Genomic DNA, 23,540 nt, shown 5'->3' with positions numbered 1-23,540 from the left:
ATTGATAAGGGGGTACATATGATAAAGGGGAAGAAAATTATCAGTGCTTTACTGATCGGTACATTATGCCTGGGAATGTCGACACAAGTAAGAGCTACCGAGATTGATGACACGAAGCAAAAGGCTGAAGAACTTCAAAAACAGAAGGAAGCGGCAGAATCGGAACAGAAGTCACTGGAAACGCAGCTTATGGCAATTGTTTCGGAGATGGAAGATACGAAAGATCAGATTTCTCAGAAGGAAGAAGAGCTGGGGCAGAAAGAAGAGGAGCTTTTTGAGGCTCAGGCTCAGGAAAATGATCAATATGAGAGTATGAAAAAGCGTATCAAATACATGTATGAGAATGGAAATACAAAATTTGTTGATATTTTATGTCAGTCAAAAGATATTGGCGAATTTTTGAATAATGCAGAATACATATCCACTATATCATCATATGACAGAGAACAATTGGTGGCATATCAGCAGATTCGCAAGAAAGTTCAGGAACAGCAGGCTGCACTGGAAGAGGAGTATGCAAAACTTGAAGACCTGCAGAATGATCTGATTGCAAAACAAACGAATGTCGAGAGCTTGAAAGCCAGCAAGGAAAGCGAGATTTCAAGTATCAGCGGAGAGCTGGAGCAGACGAACCAAAAGCTTGCAGAACTTCAGGCGGCCGCAGAAGAGGCGGCAAGAAAACAGAAAGAAAAAGAAGCCGCAGCTGCAGCAGCAAAGAAGAACAATAATAGTGGAAGTGCGGGAGGAGCTGTAGTCAGCGGAAATGGAATGTTTACGCATCCTTGTCCGGGATATAGTCGTATTTCCAGCACATTTGGATATCGTAATGCGCCACTTGCCGGAGCCAGTACAAATCACAAAGGAGTTGATTTTGCGGCATCAACTGGAACACCGATTTATGCAGCAGCAGCCGGAACTGTAACTTCAGCAGGTTACAGTGGTAAGGCTGGAAATTTGATTATTATTAACCATGGAAATGGACTTCTGACTTATTATATGCACTGCAATACAATTTTTGTGTCAGCAGGACAGAAGGTCAGTAAAGGACAGAATATCGGGCAAGTAGGAACAACAGGAAACTCTACGGGACCGCATTTGCATTTTCAGGTGATGAACAATGGAAAACCGGTAAATCCGATGAATTACTTGTAGAAAAATAAGCCTCTGGCAGGATTGCAGAGGCGTTCTTGAATCAAATTGAATTTAAGACAGACGGGACTAAAAATATGAAAAATAAAAAAGGATTTTTACAGGGGGCGCTTTGTGGCGCCCTTGCCATGTTATTGGCAGCAGGACTGGTATCATGTGGATTAAAAGCAAAAAACAGCAACAGTGGAGAGAAAGATACAACAGAAGCAATCAGTTCAGAGACCGATAAAAAGCTGGAAAAACTGGAATCTTTGATTAACCAGTATTATCTGAAAGATGTAGATCAAGATGAACTTCAGCAGGGAATTTACGAAGGATACATTGCCGGATTGAATGATCCGTATTCTGTATATTATGATGAAGAAGCTACGAAGAGTTTTCAGGAATCTACAGATGGAGAATATGACGGTATTGGTGCGGTGATGTCGCAGAATAAGGAGACTGGAATCATTACCATCAGTCAGGTATATGAAGGTTCACCTGCAGAACAGGCTGGAATGAAGGATAATGATATTCTCTATAAAGTAGAAGATGAGGAAGTGACAGGAAAAGATCTGACAGAAGTCGTCAGTAAGATAAAAGGAGAAAAGGGAACGGATGTTAATTTGACAGTTCTTAGAGGTGACGACAGAGAAGAGGTTGCAGTAACAGCAACCCGCGATACGATTGAGTATCCTACAGTAAGCTCTAAGATGCTAGATAATGGAATTGGGTATCTTAGAATTACAGAATTTGATTCCGTGACATATGACCAATATAAGAATGCCTATAATGACCTGAAAAACCAGGGAATGAAAGGAATGGTCGTAGATTTGAGAAGTAATCCAGGCGGAAGTCTGAGTATTGTGTGTAAAATATTAGATGAGATTCTTCCAGAAGGAAAGATTGTATATACTCAAGACAAAAACGGAAAAGAAGAAGACTTCACATCAGATGAAGAGCATCAAATCGATATTCCAATGACTGTTCTTGTAAATCAATATAGCGCCAGTGCTTCTGAGATTTTTGCAGGTGCGATCCAGGATTATGATCTGGGTGCAATTGTGGGAACGCAAACTTATGGAAAAGGTGTTGTACAGCAGATCTTTGATTTGAAAGACGGAACTTGTGTGAAACTTACAATTGCCAAATACTTTACGGCAAAAGGTCAGGATATTGATGGAAAAGGAATTACACCGGATGTAGCAATTGATTATCAGGCAGATGAAAACAATCCGGAAGCAGATAATCAGTTGAATAAAGCAATTGAAACCCTACAGGGAGAGATGCAGTAAGCAGCTCAATTGGGGACACCGTTAATCGCAGATGGGGACGTAGCAAACTTTTAAAATGCTACGTCCCCAATTAAGTTGCCAAGCATACGACAAAAAGGTCCGGTGGACCTTTTTTAGTTAAAACTGTGAAAATTTTGATCCCATCCACGGCCGGATTCCGGCAATCATTTTTTCGTCAGGCTCAATCAGAATATTATACATCTGCTGATTTAGAAAAATAATGATGGAATAAATTGCCGCATTTCCCTCTCCGGAAGTATAATCACAGGTTTTTACTGGCTTAAAAGAAGCAAGCTTACTGGATCCTTTTGGAGCAATCATCTCAGCTTCTTTGATATCAAAAGAGCAGAGTTCTTTTCTTTTTGACTTGCTGTAAATTGCGGTGATGTCCAGTTCATGGTTGACCAGTGAATACTCATACTCAACACTAAGATTTGGAAAAATGTAAAAATAAGCAGTGACACCAAGTACTACAGCAATGATAATAGACAGAAATCCTAGAAACAGAGCACCGATCGTTAAAAATAAAATTATGAAAACTACAACGATGATGCGAATAACTAACGGATTTCCTTTTTGTTTTTTTGTTATAAGTTGTTCATGAAAATTATCATTCATGTGAAACATTCCTTTCTGATTGTAAGTAATTCAGTATCATGATCGCAATTTTAAAGGTCATAGCGTCCTCGAACTGACGAAGGTCAAGACCTGTTCTTTTTTCGACTTGTTCCAGTCGGTAAATAAGTGTATTGCGATGCATATGAAGCTGTCGTGCAGTTTCTGCAATGTTCAGGTTGTTCTGGAAGAATTTGTCGATGGCAGCTAAAGTGTCCTTATCTAAATGTTCGGAAGTTATACCACCGAATATCTCAAAAAGAAAATCTTCGCAAAGTTTTTCAGGCAACTCGTGAATCAATCGTCCAATCCCTAACTTATTAAAAGGAAATACAGATTGTTCTGAATAAAAAAGTTTACCAACTCTCAATGCAAGCGCAGTCTGTTTATAAGCAGAAGGCAAGGCGTGCAGATCGGGAATAAGATCGCTGTAGGCAATCTGTACATGAGTCAGCGCTTCCATACTTAGAGTATCGATCATGGTATGTGCCAGATCGTGAATATCTTCGGATGTGCAGCCATCTTTTACCGGATAAAGCATTGCAAGTTGAAATTCATTTACAGGAACGAGATATATTTTTTCTTGAAATGGAAACAACTGTTTCAATACCTCTGTAACTGTTTCGTCCATTTTTTTTGAGGATTCGAGCAAAAAAAGATAACGAGGTTTTACAGCACGAATATGTAATCTGGCAGCACGTTCACTAATCTCGCAATCCTGTGCAGTACCTGTCATGAGATTTAACAAAAAATAATTCTTGTTATACTTCTCTTTATAAGCAGCACAAAGAGAACGAATCTGCCGGATTGACTCGTCTATCTTCTCTTTGGAAGCTTCCGGTTGTATGTGAATATCCAAAGCGATGCCGGTTGCCCGTGTAAGCTCTTCTAATGCTTTGGAAAGTTCCTGAGATTGCTCCATAAAAATAACCCTCTTTTGCATAAATTAGAAAGAGCTGCACCTTCGTACAGCTCTTTCATTGTATCTTCCATAACAGTAGAACCGTTATTGTTATTTTATACGATTAGTTTGCAATCGTCAACTCTGTCTCTTTGTCGAAGATATGAATCTTGCTCATGTCAAATGTGAAGGAAGCTTTATCTCCGCTTCTGAGCTCTGTTCCGGAACCAACTCTTGCAGTTACCTGAGTTCCTGCAACATCGAAGTATAAGAATACTTCAGCTCCAAGAAGCTCATATACGTTAATTGTAGAGTGAACAGTACCTGCATTCTCACCTGTAAATGTAGCTGCAACATGTACATCCTCCGGACGGATTCCGAGGATAACTGTCTTTCCAGCATATCCTTTATCGATGAGAGCCTGTTTTTTATCAGCTGGCACTGGAAGCTCATGTCCACCAACAGAAAGTGTAACATCAGATCCGTTAACTTTAACTTCAGCATCTAAGAAGTTCATCTGAGGTGATCCGATGAATCCAGCTACGAACAGGTTGCATGGTTTTGTATAGAGGTTCTGAGGTGTATCTACCTGCTGAACAACTCCATCTTTCATAACAACAATTCTTGTACCAAGAGTCATAGCCTCTGTCTGGTCATGTGTTACATAGATGATTGTAGCACCTAAATTCTCATGCAATTTTGCAATCTCAATACGCATCTGAACACGAAGTTTTGCATCCAGGTTTGAAAGAGGCTCGTCCATAAGGAATACCTTTGGTTTACGAACGATTGCACGTCCCATAGCAACACGCTGTCTCTGTCCACCGGAAAGAGCTTTTGGCTTACGGTCAAGAAGTTTCTCAAGGTCGAGGATTCTTGCTGCCTCGCGAACTTTTTTGTCGATTTCGTCTTTTGGTACTTTACGAAGTTTCAGTCCGAATGCCATGTTGTCATATACTGTCATATGTGGATAAAGAGCGTAGTTCTGGAATACCATAGCGATATCTCTGTCTTTTGGCTCTACATTATTCATTACTTTTCCGTCAATCTTCAGTGTACCGCCGGAAATATCCTCAAGACCTGCGATCATACGAAGTGTTGTTGATTTTCCACATCCGGAAGGTCCAACGAAGATGATGAACTCTTTGTCAGCGATTTCAAGATTGAAGTCTTTAACTGCCTGGAATCCATTAGAATATACTTTCTGGATTCCCTCTAATGATAAACTTGCCATTTTGTGTAATCCTCCTTAAAGAAAATAAATAGTTCTCTTGTAATCTGATATCAGTATAGAACAAATGGGAGGGAGGTACAATGTAAGCAGTGACTAAAAAATTGGTGAAATGATGTACATTTTGACTAGTTGAATCTGATATTTTGTTTTATAAAGATTATTTGATAAAATATTAGATTAACTGTTTAAAATGCAAAGAGGGATTGATTTCTTGTCAAGTGAGCTACTAGTGTGGTAAAATAAATTAAATATGTAATTTCTAACAAAAGTAATAAAGATAGAAGCAGGAGGATGAGATTGTGATTAATCAGTTAATTGCGAATATTAAGAAGACGGGCGCACCGATCGTGGTTGGTCTGGATCCAATGTTAAAATATATTCCGGAGCATATCCAGAAGAAGGCGTTTGCTGAGTTTGGTGAGACACTTGAGGGAGCTGCAGAGGCTATATGGCAGTTCAATAAGGAAATTGTGGACAAGACTTATGATCTGATTCCAGCTGTGAAACCTCAGATCGCTATGTATGAGCAGTTCGGTATTCCGGGACTTGTTGCATTTAAGAAAACAGTAGATTACTGTAAATCAAAAGGATTGGTTGTAATCGGAGATATCAAACGTGGAGATATCGGATCAACATCTTCTGCTTATGCGGTTGGACATATTGGTAAAGTGCAGGTAGGAAGCAAGACTTACGCACCATTTGATGAGGACTTTGTGACAGTCAATCCATATCTTGGATCTGATGGTGTGAATCCGTTTATAGATGTATGCAAAGAGGAAAAGAAAGGTCTTTTTATCCTTGTTAAGACTTCTAACCCGTCAAGTGGAGAGTTCCAGGATCAGATGATCGACGGACGTCCACTCTATGAGCTGGTCGGTGAAAAAGTTGCACAGTGGGGAGAAGACTGCATGGGTGACGAGTACAGCTACATTGGAGCAGTTGTCGGAGCTACTTATCCGGAGATGGGGAAAGTACTTCGTAAAGTGATGCCGAAATCTTACATCCTTGTGCCGGGATATGGTGCACAGGGAGGAAAAGGAAAAGATCTGGTACATTTCTTTAATGAAGATGGTCTTGGAGCAATCGTAAACTCTTCTCGTGGAATCATTGCGGCATACAAGCAGGAAAAATACGCAAACTATGGTGAAGAAGCATTTGCAGATGCATCCAGAGCAGCAGTAGAGGACATGGTTGCTGATATTAGAGGCGCATTGGAGGCAAGATAAGATGGCGGATAAGAAAAAAGAACAGGCAATGGTTGTTTCTCAGGAGCAGATCGCTGATGATATTTTTAGTATGTGGATTCATACAGAGGCAGCGCAGAGCGCCAGACCTGGACAGTTTATTTCTATGTATACAAAGGATGCGACAAAGTTATTGCCTCGTCCGATCAGTATCTGTGAGATTAACAAAGAAGACAGTCGCCTTCGTGTTGTATACAGAGTGACTGGAGAGAATACAGGAACAGAAGAATTTTCAAAGTTAAAAACAGGAGATGCAATCCCGATCATCGGACCTCTTGGAAATGGATTCCCGTTTGAAGCGGCTGAAGGAAAGAAAGTATTTCTTATGGGTGGAGGAATTGGTGTACCACCGATTCTGGAACTTGCAAAACAGATGAAATGCGACAAAAAACAGATTGTCGTAGGCTATCGTGATGCACAGACATTTTTAAAGGAAGAGTTCGAGCAGAACGGTGAGTTATACATTTCCACAGAGAATGGAAGTGTCGGAACAACGGGAAATGTTATGGACGCAATCCGTGAAAATGGACTGGAAGCGGATATGATCTATGCCTGTGGACCGACTCCTATGCTTCGTGCGATCAAGCAGTATGCCGAGGAACATAAGATTGTATGCTATATATCTCTGGAAGAGCGTATGGCATGTGGAATTGGTGCCTGTCTTGGCTGTGTGTGCAAGACAAAAGAGAAAGATGCCCACAGCAATGTGTGCAACAAGCGAATCTGTAAAGATGGTCCGGTATTCCTTGCTACGGAGGTGGAAATTTAATGAATATGAATGTAAACATCGCCGGAGTAGAATGGAAGAATCCGGTTACAGTAGCATCTGGAACATTTGGTTCCGGAGAAGAATTTTCTGAATTTGTGGATCTGAATAAACTGGGAGCTATCACGACAAAAGGTGTAGCTGATGTGCCATGGGCTGGTAATCCGACCCCGCGTGTGGCAGAAGTTTACGGCGGTATGATGAATGCAATCGGACTTCAGAATCCTGGAATTGATCTGTTCTGCGAAAGAGATATTCCTTATCTTCAGAAGTATGACACGAAGATTATTGTAAATGTATGCGGTCATGCACCGGAAGAATATTTCAGAGTTGTAGAACGTCTGGCAGATGAGCCGATTGATATGATGGAAATCAATATTTCATGTCCAAATGTTAACGCCGGATTTCTGGCATTTGGGCAGGATGCAAAGAATGTAGAGAAGCTTACCGCAGATATTAAGAAAATCGCAAAACAGCCGATCATTATGAAACTGACACCGAACGTAACAGATATTACTGAGATAGCAAAAGCTGCAGAAGCGGGTGGAGCAGATGCAATTTCTCTAATTAATACATTGACAGGTATGAAGATTGACATCAACCGCAAGACATTTGCGCTGGCAAATAAGACAGGAGGAGTGTCAGGTCCAATCGTGAAACCGGTAGCTGTGCGCATGGTATATCAGGCAGCACATGCAGTCAATATTCCAATCATCGGAATGGGCGGAATCGCAAGTGCAGAAGATGCAATTGAGTTTATTTTAGCAGGAGCGAGCGCAGTATCTGTCGGAACAGCAAACTTCCATAATCCTGCAGTGACTATGGAAGTCATTGACGGAATCGAAGCCTATATGAAGAAAAACGGCTTTGAGAACGTGGCTGACATGGTTGGCATTGTGGAGTAGTATAAAAACGGTATAAAAATAGTGTTAAAATGCCACTGAGATTGCAGAATGTAATTTTCAGTGGCATTTTGTATGAAAGGCAAAAGAAATGTTAAATGTATTTTTAGTTGGTATTGGTGGTATGGTTGGGTCTATGCTCCGTTATGGAGTGAGCATGCTTCCGATGGAGTGTGGTGATGGATTCCCGATAAAAACATTGCTTACTAATATTGTGGGCTGTTTCTTGATTGGAATTATTGTGATGCTAAGTGGAAAATACAGTAAACTTTCTCCGGAGATGACATTGATGTTAAAAACTGGTGTGTGTGGAGGCTTTACTACATTTTCTACATTTGCATTAGAGTCCGTGACATTGATTCAAAAAGGTGATATTCTTAGTGGACTACTGTATATTGTGTTTAGTGTGGCAGGAGGCATGTTGGCAGTAGTGCTTACGCAGTTTTTGTAGAGAAGAATCGATAAGTTTTTGGAACAGTTACAGTTTGAAAATGTCTACAGTGTATGGTAAGATAGAAAGAAATAAAAGAACGTATCAGGTATATGCACCTGTAGAATATGGAGGAAGAATAACAATGGAAGCTTACAAACAGGAATTTATTGACTTTATGGTAGAGAGCGATGTGCTCAAATTTGGAGAATTCACATTAAAGAGTGGAAGAAAGTCCCCATTCTTCATGAATGCGGGAGCATATGTGACTGGTTCACAGCTTAAGAAGCTCGGAGAGTATTATGCAAAAGCAATTCATGAGACATATGGAGATGACTTTGATGTACTGTTCGGACCTGCATACAAGGGAATCCCGCTTGGAGTTGTAACAGCAATCGCTTACAGTGAATTATATGGAAAAGAGGTTCGTTATTGTTCTGATCGTAAGGAAGAGAAAGATCACGGTGCAGATAAGGGAAGCTTTCTTGGAAGCAAGTTAAAAGATGGTGACCGTGTGATTATGATCGAGGACGTAACAACTTCCGGAAAATCTATGGAAGAGACTGTTCCGAAGGTAAAGGGAGCTGCTGATGTTACAATTGTAGGACTTATGGTATCTTTGAACCGTATGGAAGTTGGAAAAGGCGGAGAAAAATGTGCCCTTGATGAGATCAAAGACCTGTATGGATTTGAAACAGCAGCAATTGTAAGTATGGCAGATGTAGTAGAGCATCTGTATAACAAAGAGTGTCAGGGAAAAGTTGTCATCGACGATACATTGAAGGCAGCAATCGACGCATACTATGAGCAGTACGGTGCAAAATAAATGAAGCACGTAGCAATCCGTAGGCATCACAAAGCCCTGACAGGGTTTGAATGATAAGAAATAGAAAGAGGATAATATGAACGAGAAGGCATATAAGACAATGAGCCTTGCAGGTGCGGCCGGAATCACAGTCGGGATCATTGTGATGGTCACAGGCGTGGCTGCAGGAATTATCTCCATTGTCAGCGGAGCAAAGTTATTAAAAGACAAAAAAGGACTTACGTTTTAAAATCTGATAAGATCAGAGGATAAGACATTTGACTGGACGGAAAGGAAGCAATATTTTTGAATTCCAGAAAAAGAAAGGCACTCAGAGGACTTGGAAAAGTATTATTTGTCCTTTACATCGGGTTCCTGATATATTTTCTTATATTTTCCGACTGGTATGGCAGAACGGGCGAGATGCAGGAATACCATTATAATCTCGTCCTGTTCAAAGAAATCAAAAGATTTTGGCAGTACCGGCATCAATTGGGATTTTTTGCCATGTTCACGAACCTGTTTGGAAATGTAATTATATTTATACCATTCGGGTTCTTTTTACCTATGGCAAGCAAATATCGTAGCTGTTTTGCTACACTGTTCTGGAGCTTTGGATTAAGCTTGTGTGTAGAAATATTTCAGCTTCTTACGAAAGTCGGAAGTTTCGACGTAGATGATATTCTACTTAACACGATCGGAGGAGTTGCAGGTCATATTATATTTGTGACCTGTGTAGCAATAAGGAGGAGACATGTTCGGAAAAGATAAGAAAAAACGAAGCAGACGTGTAAATACAAAATATGGCCAGAAGACTTTGAAACATGCGAGAAAGGGAATCCAATCCTGCATGATGGCTGTGCTTTGTGCAGTGATTTTAATTGTGATGATTCTTGTGTCATTTCTGATGAAGGGGAATGTAAATATAATCGTAGGATTTCTTTGTTTTGCACTGCTTGCACTGGCAGTTTATGGATTCAGACTCGGACTTCGGGGTCTGAATGAACGAGATAAGAAATACATAACCTGCAAAGTCGGAATCGGGGTAAATGGATTGGTTCTTGCAGGAGTTGCAGCAATATTTATCAGGGGGCTTGTGTAGATGACAGAGATGAGATATGAATTAGCAATCGAGAGAATTGAGAATATAAAGGGTGAAAATACAGTCAGTGAAAAATACCGGGATTATTTCCGGACACTGGCTGATTTTGCACTTTTAGTTGATAAATTAAAAGAAAAAATTGAAAATGGTGAGTATTATAAGTTTTCAATTGAAGAATTAGAGTGTTGGAATACACATTTGTATGATGACGTGCTTGGAGAGCATTATAAGACAAGTTATGCCAATCCGGCATTTGCAACAGAAAAATTCGGCATAGAATACGGCCGGCTTTTGAGTTTTCTATATACAGAACTTCGTGGTGTGATTCCATATGCATTTGAAAAGAAAACAGAATATCTAGATATTTTGTTTGAATTATTCATTGAAGTTTATAATCAGTTTGAGGAAGAAAACGAGCCGGAATATGAGCATGTGAGACAGACGATTTATTGGTATGCCAGCGATTATTGTGACGTATTTTTGGCAGACCGCATCAAAGAACAGATTGACCCGGAAGATAATTTTGCTGCGGATCTGATTATGAACAGTGATTTTAATGATGTGCGTTATCTCTATTATTACGGAGAGTATGTCAGTGAAAACGAGAAGCGCACTGCCATGCACCTGAATGAGCTGCCACTTGAGACAATACAGAAAATGGCAGATGTGTATACAGAAGGTTACCGGATTGGATTTGTAAATACAGGCAAGAATCTGTCAAAGAAAGCAACAGTCAATATTCGCTATACGCTTGGGTTCGAGCGGGTGATTCGGATTGCTATTGAGAATTTTCGGAAAATGGGACTAAAGCCGACGATTTACCGCGCTGGTGTCAGTGTCCTTACAAAGAGGCAACATTTGAAAATCGGATATTACGGAGGTATTGCAAATAAGCAGTACGAGTATGACCACAAGGACGATCAGGCACTGATCTTAGATCGTCAGTTCATGGAACGGAAGCTGGAAGTCATGCGGACAACTTACAAACAGTATAAAGACCTGGCAAGACGTCATGCAGGTCCGGCATGCATGGAGACATTTGGCGAGGAGCCATTTACACCAGTGTCAAAATCAGAGGCGGTAAAACTTAATGATAAGCAGAAGGAAATCTCGCTTGAATATGACAGTAAATCCAGTCAGATTGTAAATAGCTATATTCCGGGAGACGAGAGAAGTTTCACAATCGTAGCGTATCCTGTTCCGGAGATTGGAGATCAGTACGAAGAGATTTTTGATGAGATTATCAAGATCAATACATTAGATGCAAAAGTTTATGAGAAGGTTCAACAGACCATTATTGATGCATTAGATCAGGGAACAAGTGTGCACATTCTTGGAAACAACGGTAACCATACAGATCTTCGGGTGCAGCTTTATAAATTGAAAGATCCAAAGAAGGAGACGATTTTTGAAAACTGCGTGGCAGATGTTAACATCCCAGTGGGAGAAGTTTTTACATCACCGGTTCTGGAAGGAACGAACGGGGTTCTTCATGTAAGTCAGGTTTACCTGAATGAACTATTATACAAAGATCTGGAAGTAACGTTTTCAAATGGAATGGTGGCAGATTACAGCTGCAAGAACTTTGAACATGAACTGGAGAATAAAGAATACTTTTTAGATAATGTTCTTTATCGTCACCCGACATTGCCGCTTGGCGAATTTGCAATCGGTACGAACACGACTGCGTATGTAGCAGCGAAGAAATACAATATTGCCGATAAGATGCCAATTCTGATCGCCGAGAAAATGGGACCGCATTTTGCAGTTGGCGACACATGCTATAGTTGGGCAGAGGACATTAAAGTATACAATCCAAATGGCAAAGAAATTGTGGCAAGAGATAATTCGGTATCCATTCAGAGAAAAGAAGACGTCTCAGCAGCATATTTCCACTGTCATACAGATATTACGATTCCTTATGAAGAATTGAAGAGTATTACCGTAGAATGCGCGGATGGAAAAGAGATAGAAATTATCCGTGACGGAATATTTGTGCTTCCTGGCACAGAGATTTTAAATGAACCATTGAAAAATTCTAATAAATAGGGTATGATTTATTTGTTGAACTTATAAGAAAGGGTGAATGCTATGCCAAGAGTAGGAATTATAATGGGAAGCGACTCAGACCTTAAGGTCATGAGCAAAGCAGCAGTCATGCTGGAAGAATTAGGAATTGATTATGAGATGACAATCATCTCCGCACACCGTGAGCCGGATGAACTGATCGAGTGGACACGCAGTGCAGAAGGACGCGGAATGAAAGTTATGATCGCGGGAGCTGGAATGGCAGCGGCCCTTCCGGGAATGTGTGCAGCATTGTTTGCCCTTCCGGTTATCGGGGTTCCGCTTTCGGGAAAGAATCTGGACGGAATGGACGCAGTCTTTTCTATTATGCAGATGCCGCCGGGAGTTCCGGTAGCAACAGTAGCAATTGACGGAGCAAAGAATGCAGCGATTCTTGCGGCAAAGATCCTTGCAGCTTCCGATGACGCATTACTTCAGAAGTTAAAAGATTATACAACCGGACAGAAAGAGGCAGTGAAAGCAAAAGCAGCAAAATTAGATGAAGTTGGATATGAGGCATATCTGGCATCTAAGTAAAAAGATCAGTAAATAAAAATACAATAAACGTACATAAGGAGACGAGTTATGGATTATAAGAATGCAGGTGTGGATATCGAGGCTGGTTACAAATCAGTAGAACTTATGAAAGAGCATGTAAAGAAAACTATGCGCGAAGAAGTACTTGGCGGTCTTGGTGGATTTTCCGGTGCATTTTCTCTTGCAAAGATTAAAGAAATGGAAGAGCCGGTTCTTCTTTCAGGAACAGACGGATGTGGAACAAAAGTAAAACTGGCTATGATCATGGACAAGCATGATACTATCGGAATTGATGCAGTTGCAATGTGTGTAAATGATATCGCTTGTGCAGGTGGAGAACCATTATTCTTCCTGGATTATATTGCATGTGGAAAGAATTACCCAGAGAAAATTGCTTCTATTGTAAGTGGTGTGGCAGAAGGCTGTATCCAGTCAGAAGCAGCACTGATCGGTGGCGAGACTGCGGAACATCCGGGACTGATGCCGGAGGATGAGTATGATCTGGCAGGATTTGCAGTTGGTGTATGTGATAAGAAGGATATGATCACAGGTGAGAATTTAAAAGACGGAGATGTTCTGATCGGTATGGCATCTACAGGAGTGCACAGCAATGGATTTTCTCTTGTAAGAAAAGTATTTGACATGACAAAAGAGTCTCTGGACACATATTATGATGATCTTGGAACAACACTTGGCGAGGCACTTCTTGCTCCGACCAGAATTTATGTGAAAGCATTAAAGAGCATTAAAAATGCAGGTGTGACTGTAAAAGCATGCAGCCATATTACAGGTGGCGGTTTCTATGAAAATGTGCCAAGAATGCTGATTGATGGAGTGAAAGCGGTTGTTAAAAAAGACAGCTATCCAATCCCGCCAATTTTCACAAAACTTGCAAAAGATGGAAATGTTGATGAGCATGCGATGTATAATACATACAACATGGGTATCGGAATGATTGTTGCAGTTGATCCGGCTGATGTAGATAAGACTATGGAAGCAATTAAAGCAACAGGAGACAAACCGTATGTGATTGGTCATATTGAGGCTGGAGAAAAGGGAGTTACATTATGTTAAATGTAGTAGTTCTTGTATCTGGTGGCGGAACGAATCTTCAGGCTATTATTGATGCGGTGGAAAATGGGACAATTACGAATACGAAGATTGCAGGCGTGATCAGCAATAATAAAAATGCATATGCACTTGAGCGGGCTAAAAAACATGGAATTGCAAATTGCTGCATTTCCCCAAAAGATTATGCCAACAGAGCAATATTCAATCAGAAATTTCTGGAGAAGATGGATGAACTGAATCCAGATCTGATTGTGCTGGCAGGATTCCTTGTAGTGATTCCGCCAAAAATGATTGAAAAATACCGCAATCGCATCATTAATATCCATCCGTCTCTCATTCCGTCATTTTGCGGAACAGGCTATTATGGATTGAAAGTTCATGAGGCAGCACTCGCAAGAGGAGTCAAAGTTGTGGGCGCGACGGTTCATTTTGTAGATGAAGGAACAGACACCGGTCCGATTATTTTACAGAAGGCAGTGGAAGTTGAAGAAGGAGATACACCGGAAGTATTGCAGAGACGTGTCATGGAGCAGGCAGAGTGGAAGATACTTCCAAAAGCAATTGACTTGATCGCAAATGGAAAAGTAAAAGTAGAGGATGGAAGAACTCATATTATATAGTAAGAATACGAACTGTAGGGAAACTTGCAGTTCGTTTTGATACATGAAAACCTATATCGTAAAAGCAGCAGGAGGGAATAAAATGAAAGTATTAATCGTAGGTGGCGGCGGAAGAGAGCATGCAATTGCACAAAGTGTTGCAAAGAGTGAGAAGGTCGATAAGATTTACTGTACACCGGGAAATGCCGGAATTGCAGCACTGGCAGAATGTGCACCTATCGGAGCGATGGAGTTCGATAAGATTGTAGCCTTTGCTAAGGAAAAAGAAGTAGATCTTGTAATTGTAGGAATGGACGATCCGCTTGTAGGTGGCCTTGTAGATGAACTGGAAGCAGCAGGGATTCGTGCATTCGGTCCAAAGAAAAATGCAGCAATTCTGGAAGGCTCCAAAGCATTTTCAAAAGATTTAATGAAAAAATACAATATCCCAACTGCAGCATATGAGAATTTTACAGATCCGGATGCGGCAATTAAGTATCTGGAGACAGAGGCAAAATTTCCAATTGTATTAAAAGCAGATGGACTGGCTCTTGGAAAAGGAGTTTTGATCTGCAATACACTGGAGGAAGCAAAAGATGGTGTCAAAAAGATTATGCTGGATAAGAAATTCGGTTCTGCAGGAAATGAGATGGTCATTGAAGAATTTATGACAGGTCGTGAAGTTTCCGTACTTTCTTTTGTAGATGGCAACACAATTAAGACCATGACAAGTGCTCAGGATCACAAGCGTGCCGGAGATGGAGATACTGGACTCAACACTGGAGGAATGGGAACATTTTCACCAAGTCCATTTTATACAAAGGAAGTTGAAGATTTCTGCAACAAATATGTATATCAGGCAACAGTCGATGCCATGAAAGCAGAAGGCCGCCCATTCAAAGGAATTATTTTCTTCGGACTCATGCTGACACCAGACGGACCGAAAGTACTGGAGTATAATGCCAGATTTGGAGATCCGGAGGCTCAGGTCGTACTTCCAAGAATGAAGAATGATATTATTGAAGTCATGGAAGCCTGCATTGATGGAACATTGGATCAGATCGACCTTCAGTTCGAAGACAATGCAGCAGTGTGTGTCGTGCTTGCAAGTGACGGATATCCGGTAAAATATGACAAAGGTCTGCCAATCACAGGATTGGAGGAATTTGATAAACACGATGGTTACTATTGCTTCCATGCCGGAACAAAATTTGACGGAGACCAGATCGTTACAAACGGAGGACGTGTCCTTGGTGTGACAGCAAAAGGAAAGGACTTGAAAGAAGCGAGAGCTAATGCCTATGCAGCAACAGAATGGGTAAAATTTGACAATAAGTATATGAGACATGATATTGGAAAAGCTATTGATGAAGCTTAGTTTACTATTATCGGAAGTTTGACTGGAAGTAAAAACTTGACAAATCATTTCAAAAGGATAAGATAAAATAGACAAGATGTAAGTCTTGTCTATTTTCGTATAGGAAAAGGCATTTTGTTAAAAAGAACAAGTACAATAGAAGCAGGAGGGCGTCATATGGATTACATACACGAGATTGGGAAGCGTGCAAAATCAGTTTCTGCACAGGTTCAGCATCTTTCCCAAAATCAGAAAAATGAAGGACTTCGAAGAGTAGCGGAAGAACTGGAAAATCAGAAAAGCTATCTTATGGCAGAAAATGAAAAGGATATTGAAAAAGCTAAGAAAGACGGTATGAAAGCATCTCTGATTGACCGTCTTCGCCTGACGGAAGAAAGAATTGCCGGAATGGCTGAAGGTCTCAGACAGATTGCTGATCTGGAAGATCCAATTGGTGCAACATTGTGGGAAAAGGTCAGACCGAATGGCCTTCGTATTGGAAAAAGAGTGGTTCCACTTGGGGTGGTCGGAATCATTTATGAATCGCGCCCGAACGTAACGGCTGATGCATTTGGACTTTGCTTTAAGACAGGAAATGTTGTAATCCTGCGTGGAGGTTCTGATGCAATCCATTCCAATCTTGCTGTGACAAAAGTGATTCAGGACGGTTTGAAAAAATGTAATCTTCCAGAGGATGCGCTTCTTCTTGTTGAAAATACAGATCGTGCAGTTGTCAATCAAATGATGAAGCTAAATAAATATATTGATGTACTGATACCAAGAGGAGGAGCAGGACTCATTGCAAATGTAGTGCAGAACAGTACGGTCCCGGTTATTGAGACAGGAACCGGAAACTGTCACATTTTTGTGGACGAGACTGCAGACCTTGACATGGCAGTCCCGATTGTTGTCAATGCAAAGACACAGCGTCTCGGCGTATGCAATGCATGTGAATCACTTGTGGTTCATGAAAAAATCGCAGAACAGGCCATTCCGGTTATTTATAAAGCGCTTTGTGAAAAAGGCGTAGAAGTCCGGGGGGATGAGTGTGCTCGCGAGATTGTACCGGAGATTGTGACGGCAACAGAAGAAGACTGGGGCACAGAGTACCTGGATGCGATCATTTCTGTGAAGATTGTTTCTTCCATAGAAGAGGCAATTGCACATATTAACAAATACAATACCGGACATTCCGAGTCCATTATTACAAAAGATTATACAAATGCACTAAAATTCCAGGACGAGATTGACGCGGCAGCAGTTTATGTCAATGCATCGACCAGATTTACGGACGGATTTGAATTCGGATTCGGAGCAGAGATAGGAATCAGCACACAGAAATTGCATGCAAGAGGACCAATGGGATTAGAAGCACTCACCACGACAAAGTATGTGATTTTTGGAGATGGACAGATTCGCCCGTAAGAAACAGAAAAAACTATGAATTTGCTTACGAAAGTATTTGAGCCGTCACTCCGTTGCACAAAGCATTCCGACAAGCCTGACAGAACAAAAATCATGTCAGCAAAGGCTACCATGATTTTTACAGTCTTGTCTCCATAATGCAAAGTCGGACGGTCATAATACTTTCGATAGCAAATATGGAGTTCTACGAATTTTGCAAGTTTCTTAGAGAGAATTAAGAGGTAGACTTGGGGACGAAAGTTTATCATATGTTGCACTTTTACAGGCAGAAGGATAAAGAGTAAAGATTAAAATATGCTGTGAAATTGTGCAAAAGTATTCATGAGATTGGATAATATGCATAATATGAAAAAGTTATGCATAAACACTTGAATATTATACATATAAGTTGTATAATCATGCACATGGATTGAAGTGTATACAATGATAGTTTTAGATTTTACAATATAAGGAAGGTACAAAAATGATAAAAGTAGGAATCATCGGAGCCACAGGCTATGCAGGTGGAGAACTCGTTCGTATTTTAATGGGACATAAGGAGGCAGAAATTGTGTGGTATGGCTCAAGAAGCTATATTGATCAGAAGTATGCAGATGTATATCGCAATATGTTTCAGATTGTAGATGCAAAATGCATGGATGACAATATCGAAGCATTGGCAGATCAGGTAGATGTGATTTTTACAGCGACTCCTCAGGGATTTCTGGCTTCTGTCATTAACGAGAATATTTTAGGCAAGACAAAAATTGTAGATTTAAGTGCAGATTTCCGTATCAAAGATGTTAAGGTATATGAAAAATGGTATGGTATCGAGCACAAGAGTCCGCAATTTATTGAAGAAGCTGTTTATGGACTTTGCGAAGTGAACCGTGATAAAGTAAAAGGCGCAAGACTGATCGCTAATCCGGGCTGCTATACAACTTGCTCTATTCTGACAGCATATCCGCTGGCAAAAGAAGGGATCATTGATATGAGGACACTCATTGTAGATGCGAAATCCGGTACTTCCGGAGCAGGAAGAGGAGCAAAGGTTCCGAATCTTTTCTGTGAAGTCAATGAGAACATGAAAGCTTATGGTGTAGCATCTCACAGACATACACCGGAGATTGAAGAACAGCTTGGATATGCGTCAGGTGAAAATGTGACCATCAGTTTCACACCACATCTTGTTCCGATGAATCGTGGAATACTGGCAACAGAGTATGCTACATTGAAAAAAGATGTAACAGGTGAAGAAGTAAAAGCAATTTATGATAAATATTATGCAGACGAGAAGTTTGTGCGTGTGCTTGGTGAAGGCGTATGTCCGGAGACAAAATGGGTAGAAGGCAGCAATTATGTAGATATCGGATTCAAATTGGATCCAAGAACGAACCGTATTGTTATGATGGGAGCCATCGATAACCTTGTAAAAGGTGCGGCTGGACAGGCGGTTCAGAATATGAACCTTCTTTTCGGACTTCCGGAAAGCGAAGGACTGGAACTTGTTCCGATGTTCCCATAGAACAAATCTGAGGGGAGAAATAAAATGATACGAACAATGACAATTGAAGATTATGAACAGGTGCATGATCTTTGGATGAAAATACATGGTTTTGGAATTCGAAGTGTGGATGATTCAAAAGAAGGTGTGGAGCGTTTCTTAAAGAGAAATCCAACAACGAGTGTGGTGGCAGTTGAAGATGATAAGATTGTTGGTGCTATTTTATGTGGACATGATGGAAGAAGGGGGTGTCTCTATCATGTCTGTGTGGATGAAGCATACCGCATGCGCGGAATCGGAAAATCAATGGTTGTATTTGCAATGGAAGCACTAAAAACAGAAGGAATCAACAATGTTTCTTTAATTGCATTTACAAAGAATGATATAGGAAATGCATTCTGGAAAGAGATTGGCTGGAAGAAGCGGGAAGATTTGAATTATTACGACTTTATATTAAATGAGGCGAATATCACTGCATTTATTCAGTAACTGAGAATGAGGCAAGTGCGAAGTGCAGAGCAATCTGCAGGCATCATAAGAATGCCGAGGCATTCTTGAATATGAAGAAAATGCTTTGTAAAATAAGTGAATAAATAGAAGGAAACTTCAGGAGGAATATATGAAACAGATAAAGGGCGGCGTAACAGCTGCGAAGGGATATGAGGCTGCAAGTACAGCCGCAGGGATTAAATATCAGGGACGTACCGACATGGCATTGATCTATAGCCAGGTGCCTTGTGTATCTGCAGGAACATTTACAACAAATGTTGTAAAGGCAGCTCCGGTTAAATGGGATCGCCAGATAGTAGACAGTGGCGCAGGCGTGCAGGCAGTTGTTGTAAACTCAGGAATTGCCAATGCATGTACCGGTGAAGAAGGCATGGGATATTGCAAAGAGACAGCCGAGGCAGCAGCGAAAGCGCTTAATATTGACGCAGCAGGTGTCCTGGTTGGTTCCACAGGAGTCATCGGAATGCAGCTTCCGATGCAGAAGCTGGTGAACGGAATCCAGGTGCTGGCAGGAAAGAAAGCAGAAGGTCTACAGAGCGGACACGATGCAGCTCTTGCAATCATGACTACTGATACAGTAGAAAAAGAGATGGCAGTTGAGATAGAGATTGGCGGCAAGACAGTCACAATCGGAGGGATGTCCAAAGGTTCCGGTATGATCCACCCGAATATGTGCACGATGCTTGCATTTATCACAACAGATGCCGCAATTACAAAAGAGGCACTGCAGAAGGCGCTGAGTGAAGACGTAGAAGATACTTATAACATGATTTCTGTAGATGGAGATACATCTACCAATGATACAGCAATTCTTCTTGCAAATGGTCTGGCAGGCAATCAGGAGATCACTTACGCAAGTCCGGAGTATGAGACATTTAAAGAGGCACTTCACATGGTCAACGAGACACTTGCCAAGAAAATGGCAGGAGATGGAGAAGGAGCGACTGCTTTATTTGAGGTGAAAGTCGTAGGAGCAGAGAGTATAAAGCAGGCAAAGACACTTGCAAAATCAGTTGTATGCTCCAATCTTACAAAGGCTGCAATTGCCGGACATGATGCAAACTGGGGAAGAATTCTCTGTGCAATGGGATATTCCGGTGTACAGTTTGATCCGGAAAAGGTGGATCTGTTCTTTGAAAGTAAGGCTGGAAAGCTTCAGATTATTGAAAATGGTGTGGCAACAGATTATAGTGAAGAAGTAGCCACGAAGATTTTATCTGAGCCTGAGATCACAGCCACGGCAGATATCAAAATGGGCGATTACAGTGCGACCGCATGGGGCTGTGATCTGACACATGAATATATCAATATTAACGCAGACTACAGAAGTTAAAGTACAGATAATTGTTAGAAACTAGTAGTTGGATGACAGAAGGGAAGTTTTTGGACATGAATAAAGATATGCAGCAATATTTGGATAAAGCAGAAGTACTGATTGAGGCGCTTCCATATATCCAGCGTTTTAACCGTAAGATTATCGTAGTAAAATATGGTGGAAGTGCCATGGTTGACGAGGAACTCAAAGCAAGAGTCATTCAGGACGTCACACTTTTGAAACTGGTAGGCTTCAAACCGATCATTGTTCATGGCGGCGGCAAGGAAATCAGCCGCTGGGTTGGAAAAGTTGGTATGAAACCGGAATTTAAGAATGGACTTCGTGTGACCGATGAGGCAACTATGGAGCTGGCTGAGATGGTTCTGGGCAAGGTAAATAAAAGTCTTGTTCAGCTTGTAGAGAGCCTGGGAGTCCGCGCGATCGGCATCAGTGGAAAAGACGGAAGACTTCTCTCTGTAAAGAAAAAATATGCAAATGGTGAAGATATCGGATTTGTCGGTGATGTGACAAATGTAAATGCGGATATTCTTTACGATCTTCTGGAAAAAGATTTCCTTCCGATCATTTGCCCAGTAGGACTGGACGATGACAACAATACATACAATATTAATGCAGATGATGCAGCATGTGCGATTGCAAAAGCTATGAAAGCAGAGAAGCTTGCATTTCTGACAGATATTGAAGGAGTCTATAAGGATCCACAGGATTCATCCACACTGATTTCTGAACTGACAGTATCAGAGGCTCATAAGCTGGTGGGAGATGGATATATCGGTGGCGGAATGCTTCCGAAGATCAACAACTGTATCGAGGCTATTGAGAGTGGGGTATCCAGAGTTCATATTCTGGATGGAAGAATTCCACACTGCCTGCTGCTTGAAATCTTTACAAACAAAGGAATTGGTACAGCTATTTTAAATGACAGTGAGAGAAGGTATTATGATGGAGAATAATCAGACAAATATATATATGGAAGAGACAAACTCAGAACTGGTCCATACATATAACCGTTTTCCGGTTGTCTTAGATCATGGTGAGGGTGTTTATCTTTATGATACAGAAGGAAAGAAGTATCTGGATTTTGCGGCAGGAATTGCGGTATGTGGACTTGGATACAGTAATGAAGAGTATAAGACTGCATTAAAAAATCAGATCGATCTTCTGACACATACTTCGAATTTATACTATAATACAACGTGCGGAAAAGCAGCAAAAGCACTTTTGAAAGCATGTGAGATGGATAAAGTATTTTTTACTAACAGTGGTACAGAGGCAATTGAAGGTGCATTAAAAGCTGCCAGAAAATATGCTTACAAAAAAGGTACCGGACGTTATGAGTTCATTGCTATGGAAGATTCTTTCCATGGAAGAAGTATGGGAGCATTGTCTGTTACCGGAACAGAGCATTACAGAACGCCATTTGAGCCACTGATACCGGGCGTGAAATTTGCAAAATACAATGACCTTGACAGTGTAAAAGCACTGGTAAGTGATAAGACATGCGCAATTATTCTGGAAGCTCTTCAGGGGGAAGGCGGAATCACTCCGGCTACTGATGAATTTATGAAAGGACTCCGCCAGATTTGTGATGAAGAAGAAATTCTTCTGATTTGTGACGAGATTCAGTGTGGTATGGGACGTACAGGTTCTATGTTTGCATGGCAGGGATATGGTGTAAAACCGGACATCATGACGATGGCAAAAGCAATTGGAAATGGAGTTCCGGTAGGAGCATTTGCCATGACAAAAGAAGTGGCAGAATATTCTCTTGAGCCGGGAGATCACGGAACAACTTATGGTGGAAATCCGCTGGCGTGTGCAGCAGTTGCCAAGACGCTGGAGTTATTTGAAAAATATGATCTCACAGCTCATGTGCGTGAGATTGGCGCGTATCTGACAGAAAAGCTGGATGAACTTGTTGCAGCAAATGACGCAGTTCTGGAGAGACGAGGAATTGGACTTATCCAGGGGATTAAGGTTAAGAAGCCGGTAGGAGAGATTAGCTCGGAGGCACTGAAAGAAGGACTTCTTATTATCAGTGCAAAGGGGAATGTACTTCGCCTGGTTCCGCCACTTGTGATTGAAAAAGAGCATGTAGATGAGATGCTGGAGATTTTGAAAAAGGTTCTGTAATAATAGCAGAGTGAAAAAATGTGGAGCAATCCGCAGGCATCATGAAATGTATCTGGCATTTATAAAAAGGAATATAAAAACCGACGCACGGATATACTAATTACGACAGGTAAGGAGGTATCACAATGGTCGGTTTTTTTATTGCTCTTTTATCAGGGGCATTGATGAGTATACAAGGTGTTTTTAATACAGAAGTTACCAAGACGACAGGTATGTGGGTTGGCAATGCATGGGTGCAGCTTACTGCATTTGCCGTCTGTCTGATTGCCTGGCTGATTGCAGGTAGAGATAATCCGATGGTACTTATGAAAGTAGAGCCCAGATATCTGCTTTTGGGAGGAGTGATCGGAGCTGGAATTACACTTACAGTAATTCGGGCAATGAACCAGCTTGGCCCGGCAAAAGCAGCATTACTGATTGTTATCGCACAGTTGATCGTAGCTTATGGGATTGAACTTCTCGGATTGTTTGGGGTTGATAAAGAACCTCTGGAATGGAGAAAAGTAATCGGCATGGGGATAGCACTGATTGGAATTGCAATTTTTCAGTGGAAATAATAGAAGTGATTTTACGTCTCTTTGGCGGATCGCAGTTGCAATT

Annotated in this window: 25 protein-coding genes; 22 read left to right on the top strand and 3 right to left on the bottom strand. The window is 41.1% G+C overall.

Going from position 1 to position 23,540, the window contains the following annotated elements; genetic code table 11:
- Nucleotides 1-18: 18 nt before the first annotated feature.
- Nucleotides 19-1,152 (top strand): murein hydrolase activator EnvC family protein, encoded by a 1,134-nt coding sequence (locus tag NQ560_RS11455; RefSeq protein WP_005334482.1) that lies wholly within the window; start codon nucleotides 19-21, stop codon nucleotides 1,150-1,152.
- Between the two features lie 74 nt (nucleotides 1,153-1,226).
- The gene (locus tag NQ560_RS11450) at nucleotides 1,227-2,423 is read left to right on the top strand and encodes a S41 family peptidase (protein ID WP_040015688.1); all 1,197 of its coding nucleotides are present in this window, start codon (nucleotides 1,227-1,229) and stop codon (nucleotides 2,421-2,423) included.
- Nucleotides 2,424-2,540: 117 nt separating this feature from the next.
- Here NQ560_RS11450 and NQ560_RS11445 read toward each other — a convergent pair whose 3' ends face one another.
- The 3 genes from NQ560_RS11445 to NQ560_RS11435 form a co-directional block, all read right to left on the bottom strand.
- The gene (locus NQ560_RS11445) at nucleotides 2,541-3,041 is read right to left on the bottom strand and encodes a hypothetical protein (protein WP_005334477.1); all 501 of its coding nucleotides are present in this window, start codon (nucleotides 3,039-3,041) and stop codon (nucleotides 2,541-2,543) included.
- A complete protein-coding gene (locus NQ560_RS11440) occupies nucleotides 3,034-3,960 on the bottom strand; it encodes a PucR family transcriptional regulator (RefSeq protein WP_040015593.1) in 927 nt (308 codons plus the stop codon). Before NQ560_RS11440 ends, NQ560_RS11445 begins: the two co-directional genes overlap by 8 nt.
- A gap of 103 nt (nucleotides 3,961-4,063) precedes the next feature.
- On the bottom strand, nucleotides 4,064-5,173 hold the full coding sequence (locus tag NQ560_RS11435; RefSeq protein WP_005334474.1) for an ABC transporter ATP-binding protein: 1,110 nt from the start codon (nucleotides 5,171-5,173) through the stop codon (nucleotides 4,064-4,066).
- Nucleotides 5,174-5,472: 299 nt separating this feature from the next.
- Between NQ560_RS11435 and pyrF the strand changes: the two genes are divergently transcribed.
- The 20 genes from pyrF to NQ560_RS11335 all read left to right on the top strand — a co-directional run bounded on the left by pyrF (nucleotide 5,473) and on the right by NQ560_RS11335 (nucleotide 23,497).
- A complete protein-coding gene (pyrF, locus tag NQ560_RS11430; RefSeq protein ID WP_005334472.1) occupies nucleotides 5,473-6,399 on the top strand; it encodes an orotidine-5'-phosphate decarboxylase in 927 nt (308 codons plus the stop codon).
- 1 nt (nucleotide 6,400) lies between these two features.
- Nucleotides 6,401-7,186, top strand: coding sequence for a dihydroorotate dehydrogenase electron transfer subunit (locus NQ560_RS11425; protein ID WP_005334470.1), 786 nt, complete (start codon nucleotides 6,401-6,403; stop codon nucleotides 7,184-7,186).
- On the top strand, nucleotides 7,186-8,088 hold the full coding sequence (locus NQ560_RS11420) for a dihydroorotate dehydrogenase (RefSeq protein ID WP_005334469.1): 903 nt from the start codon (nucleotides 7,186-7,188) through the stop codon (nucleotides 8,086-8,088). The genes NQ560_RS11425 and NQ560_RS11420 overlap by 1 nt, the downstream gene beginning before the upstream one ends.
- Before the next feature lie 88 nt (nucleotides 8,089-8,176).
- Complete coding sequence (crcB, locus tag NQ560_RS11415; RefSeq protein WP_005334467.1) at nucleotides 8,177-8,536, top strand: fluoride efflux transporter CrcB; 360 nt, start codon at nucleotides 8,177-8,179, stop codon at nucleotides 8,534-8,536.
- Between the two features lie 124 nt (nucleotides 8,537-8,660).
- Entirely contained in the window at nucleotides 8,661-9,341 is a 681-nt protein-coding gene (pyrE, locus tag NQ560_RS11410; protein ID WP_005337048.1) for an orotate phosphoribosyltransferase, read from the top strand.
- Nucleotides 9,342-9,417: 76 nt separating this feature from the next.
- Nucleotides 9,418-9,570: a hypothetical protein gene (locus NQ560_RS11405; protein WP_005334464.1), complete on the top strand. Its 153-nt coding sequence runs from the start codon at nucleotides 9,418-9,420 to the stop codon at nucleotides 9,568-9,570.
- Between the two features lie 56 nt (nucleotides 9,571-9,626).
- Nucleotides 9,627-10,091, top strand: coding sequence for a VanZ family protein (locus NQ560_RS11400; protein WP_005334462.1), 465 nt, complete (start codon nucleotides 9,627-9,629; stop codon nucleotides 10,089-10,091).
- A complete protein-coding gene (locus NQ560_RS11395) occupies nucleotides 10,075-10,422 on the top strand; it encodes a DUF6142 family protein (protein WP_005334460.1) in 348 nt (115 codons plus the stop codon). The genes NQ560_RS11400 and NQ560_RS11395 overlap by 17 nt, the downstream gene beginning before the upstream one ends.
- A complete protein-coding gene (locus NQ560_RS11390) occupies nucleotides 10,423-12,471 on the top strand; it encodes an aminopeptidase (RefSeq protein WP_005334459.1) in 2,049 nt (682 codons plus the stop codon). It abuts the gene before it with no gap.
- Nucleotides 12,472-12,513: 42 nt separating this feature from the next.
- Nucleotides 12,514-13,026 carry a 5-(carboxyamino)imidazole ribonucleotide mutase gene (gene purE, locus NQ560_RS11385; RefSeq protein ID WP_005334457.1) on the top strand — a complete coding sequence of 171 codons (513 nt, stop codon included), beginning with the start codon at nucleotides 12,514-12,516 and terminating at the stop codon, nucleotides 13,024-13,026.
- A gap of 48 nt (nucleotides 13,027-13,074) precedes the next feature.
- Entirely contained in the window at nucleotides 13,075-14,100 is a 1,026-nt protein-coding gene (gene purM / locus NQ560_RS11380; RefSeq protein ID WP_005334455.1) for a phosphoribosylformylglycinamidine cyclo-ligase, read from the top strand.
- A complete protein-coding gene (purN, locus tag NQ560_RS11375; protein WP_005334453.1) occupies nucleotides 14,094-14,717 on the top strand; it encodes a phosphoribosylglycinamide formyltransferase in 624 nt (207 codons plus the stop codon). Before purM ends, purN begins: the two co-directional genes overlap by 7 nt.
- Before the next feature lie 82 nt (nucleotides 14,718-14,799).
- On the top strand, nucleotides 14,800-16,074 hold the full coding sequence (purD, locus tag NQ560_RS11370) for a phosphoribosylamine--glycine ligase (protein WP_040015592.1): 1,275 nt from the start codon (nucleotides 14,800-14,802) through the stop codon (nucleotides 16,072-16,074).
- A 156-nt stretch (nucleotides 16,075-16,230) separates the two neighbouring features.
- On the top strand, nucleotides 16,231-17,478 hold the full coding sequence (locus NQ560_RS11365; RefSeq protein WP_005334449.1) for a glutamate-5-semialdehyde dehydrogenase: 1,248 nt from the start codon (nucleotides 16,231-16,233) through the stop codon (nucleotides 17,476-17,478).
- 463 nt (nucleotides 17,479-17,941) lie between these two features.
- Nucleotides 17,942-18,982 (top strand): N-acetyl-gamma-glutamyl-phosphate reductase, encoded by a 1,041-nt coding sequence (gene argC / locus NQ560_RS11360; protein WP_005334447.1) that lies wholly within the window; start codon nucleotides 17,942-17,944, stop codon nucleotides 18,980-18,982.
- A 24-nt stretch (nucleotides 18,983-19,006) separates the two neighbouring features.
- Entirely contained in the window at nucleotides 19,007-19,450 is a 444-nt protein-coding gene (locus NQ560_RS11355) for a GNAT family N-acetyltransferase (protein ID WP_040015591.1), read from the top strand.
- A 130-nt stretch (nucleotides 19,451-19,580) separates the two neighbouring features.
- Nucleotides 19,581-20,804: a bifunctional glutamate N-acetyltransferase/amino-acid acetyltransferase ArgJ gene (gene argJ, locus NQ560_RS11350; RefSeq protein WP_005334444.1), complete on the top strand. Its 1,224-nt coding sequence runs from the start codon at nucleotides 19,581-19,583 to the stop codon at nucleotides 20,802-20,804.
- Nucleotides 20,805-20,860: 56 nt separating this feature from the next.
- Nucleotides 20,861-21,760, top strand: coding sequence for an acetylglutamate kinase (argB, locus tag NQ560_RS11345; RefSeq protein WP_022279143.1), 900 nt, complete (start codon nucleotides 20,861-20,863; stop codon nucleotides 21,758-21,760).
- On the top strand, nucleotides 21,747-22,940 hold the full coding sequence (locus NQ560_RS11340) for an aspartate aminotransferase family protein (protein ID WP_005334441.1): 1,194 nt from the start codon (nucleotides 21,747-21,749) through the stop codon (nucleotides 22,938-22,940). Before argB ends, NQ560_RS11340 begins: the two co-directional genes overlap by 14 nt.
- Nucleotides 22,941-23,065: 125 nt before the next feature.
- Nucleotides 23,066-23,497, top strand: coding sequence for a DMT family transporter (locus tag NQ560_RS11335; RefSeq protein ID WP_005334438.1), 432 nt, complete (start codon nucleotides 23,066-23,068; stop codon nucleotides 23,495-23,497).
- The last annotated feature ends 43 nt before the right edge of the window (nucleotides 23,498-23,540 follow it).

This window comes from Dorea formicigenerans, assembly GCF_025150245.1.
In the GTDB taxonomy this organism is placed as follows: Bacteria; Bacillota; Clostridia; order Lachnospirales; family Lachnospiraceae; genus Dorea; species Dorea formicigenerans.
This window is presented reverse-complemented; position numbering and strand designations above follow the sequence as displayed.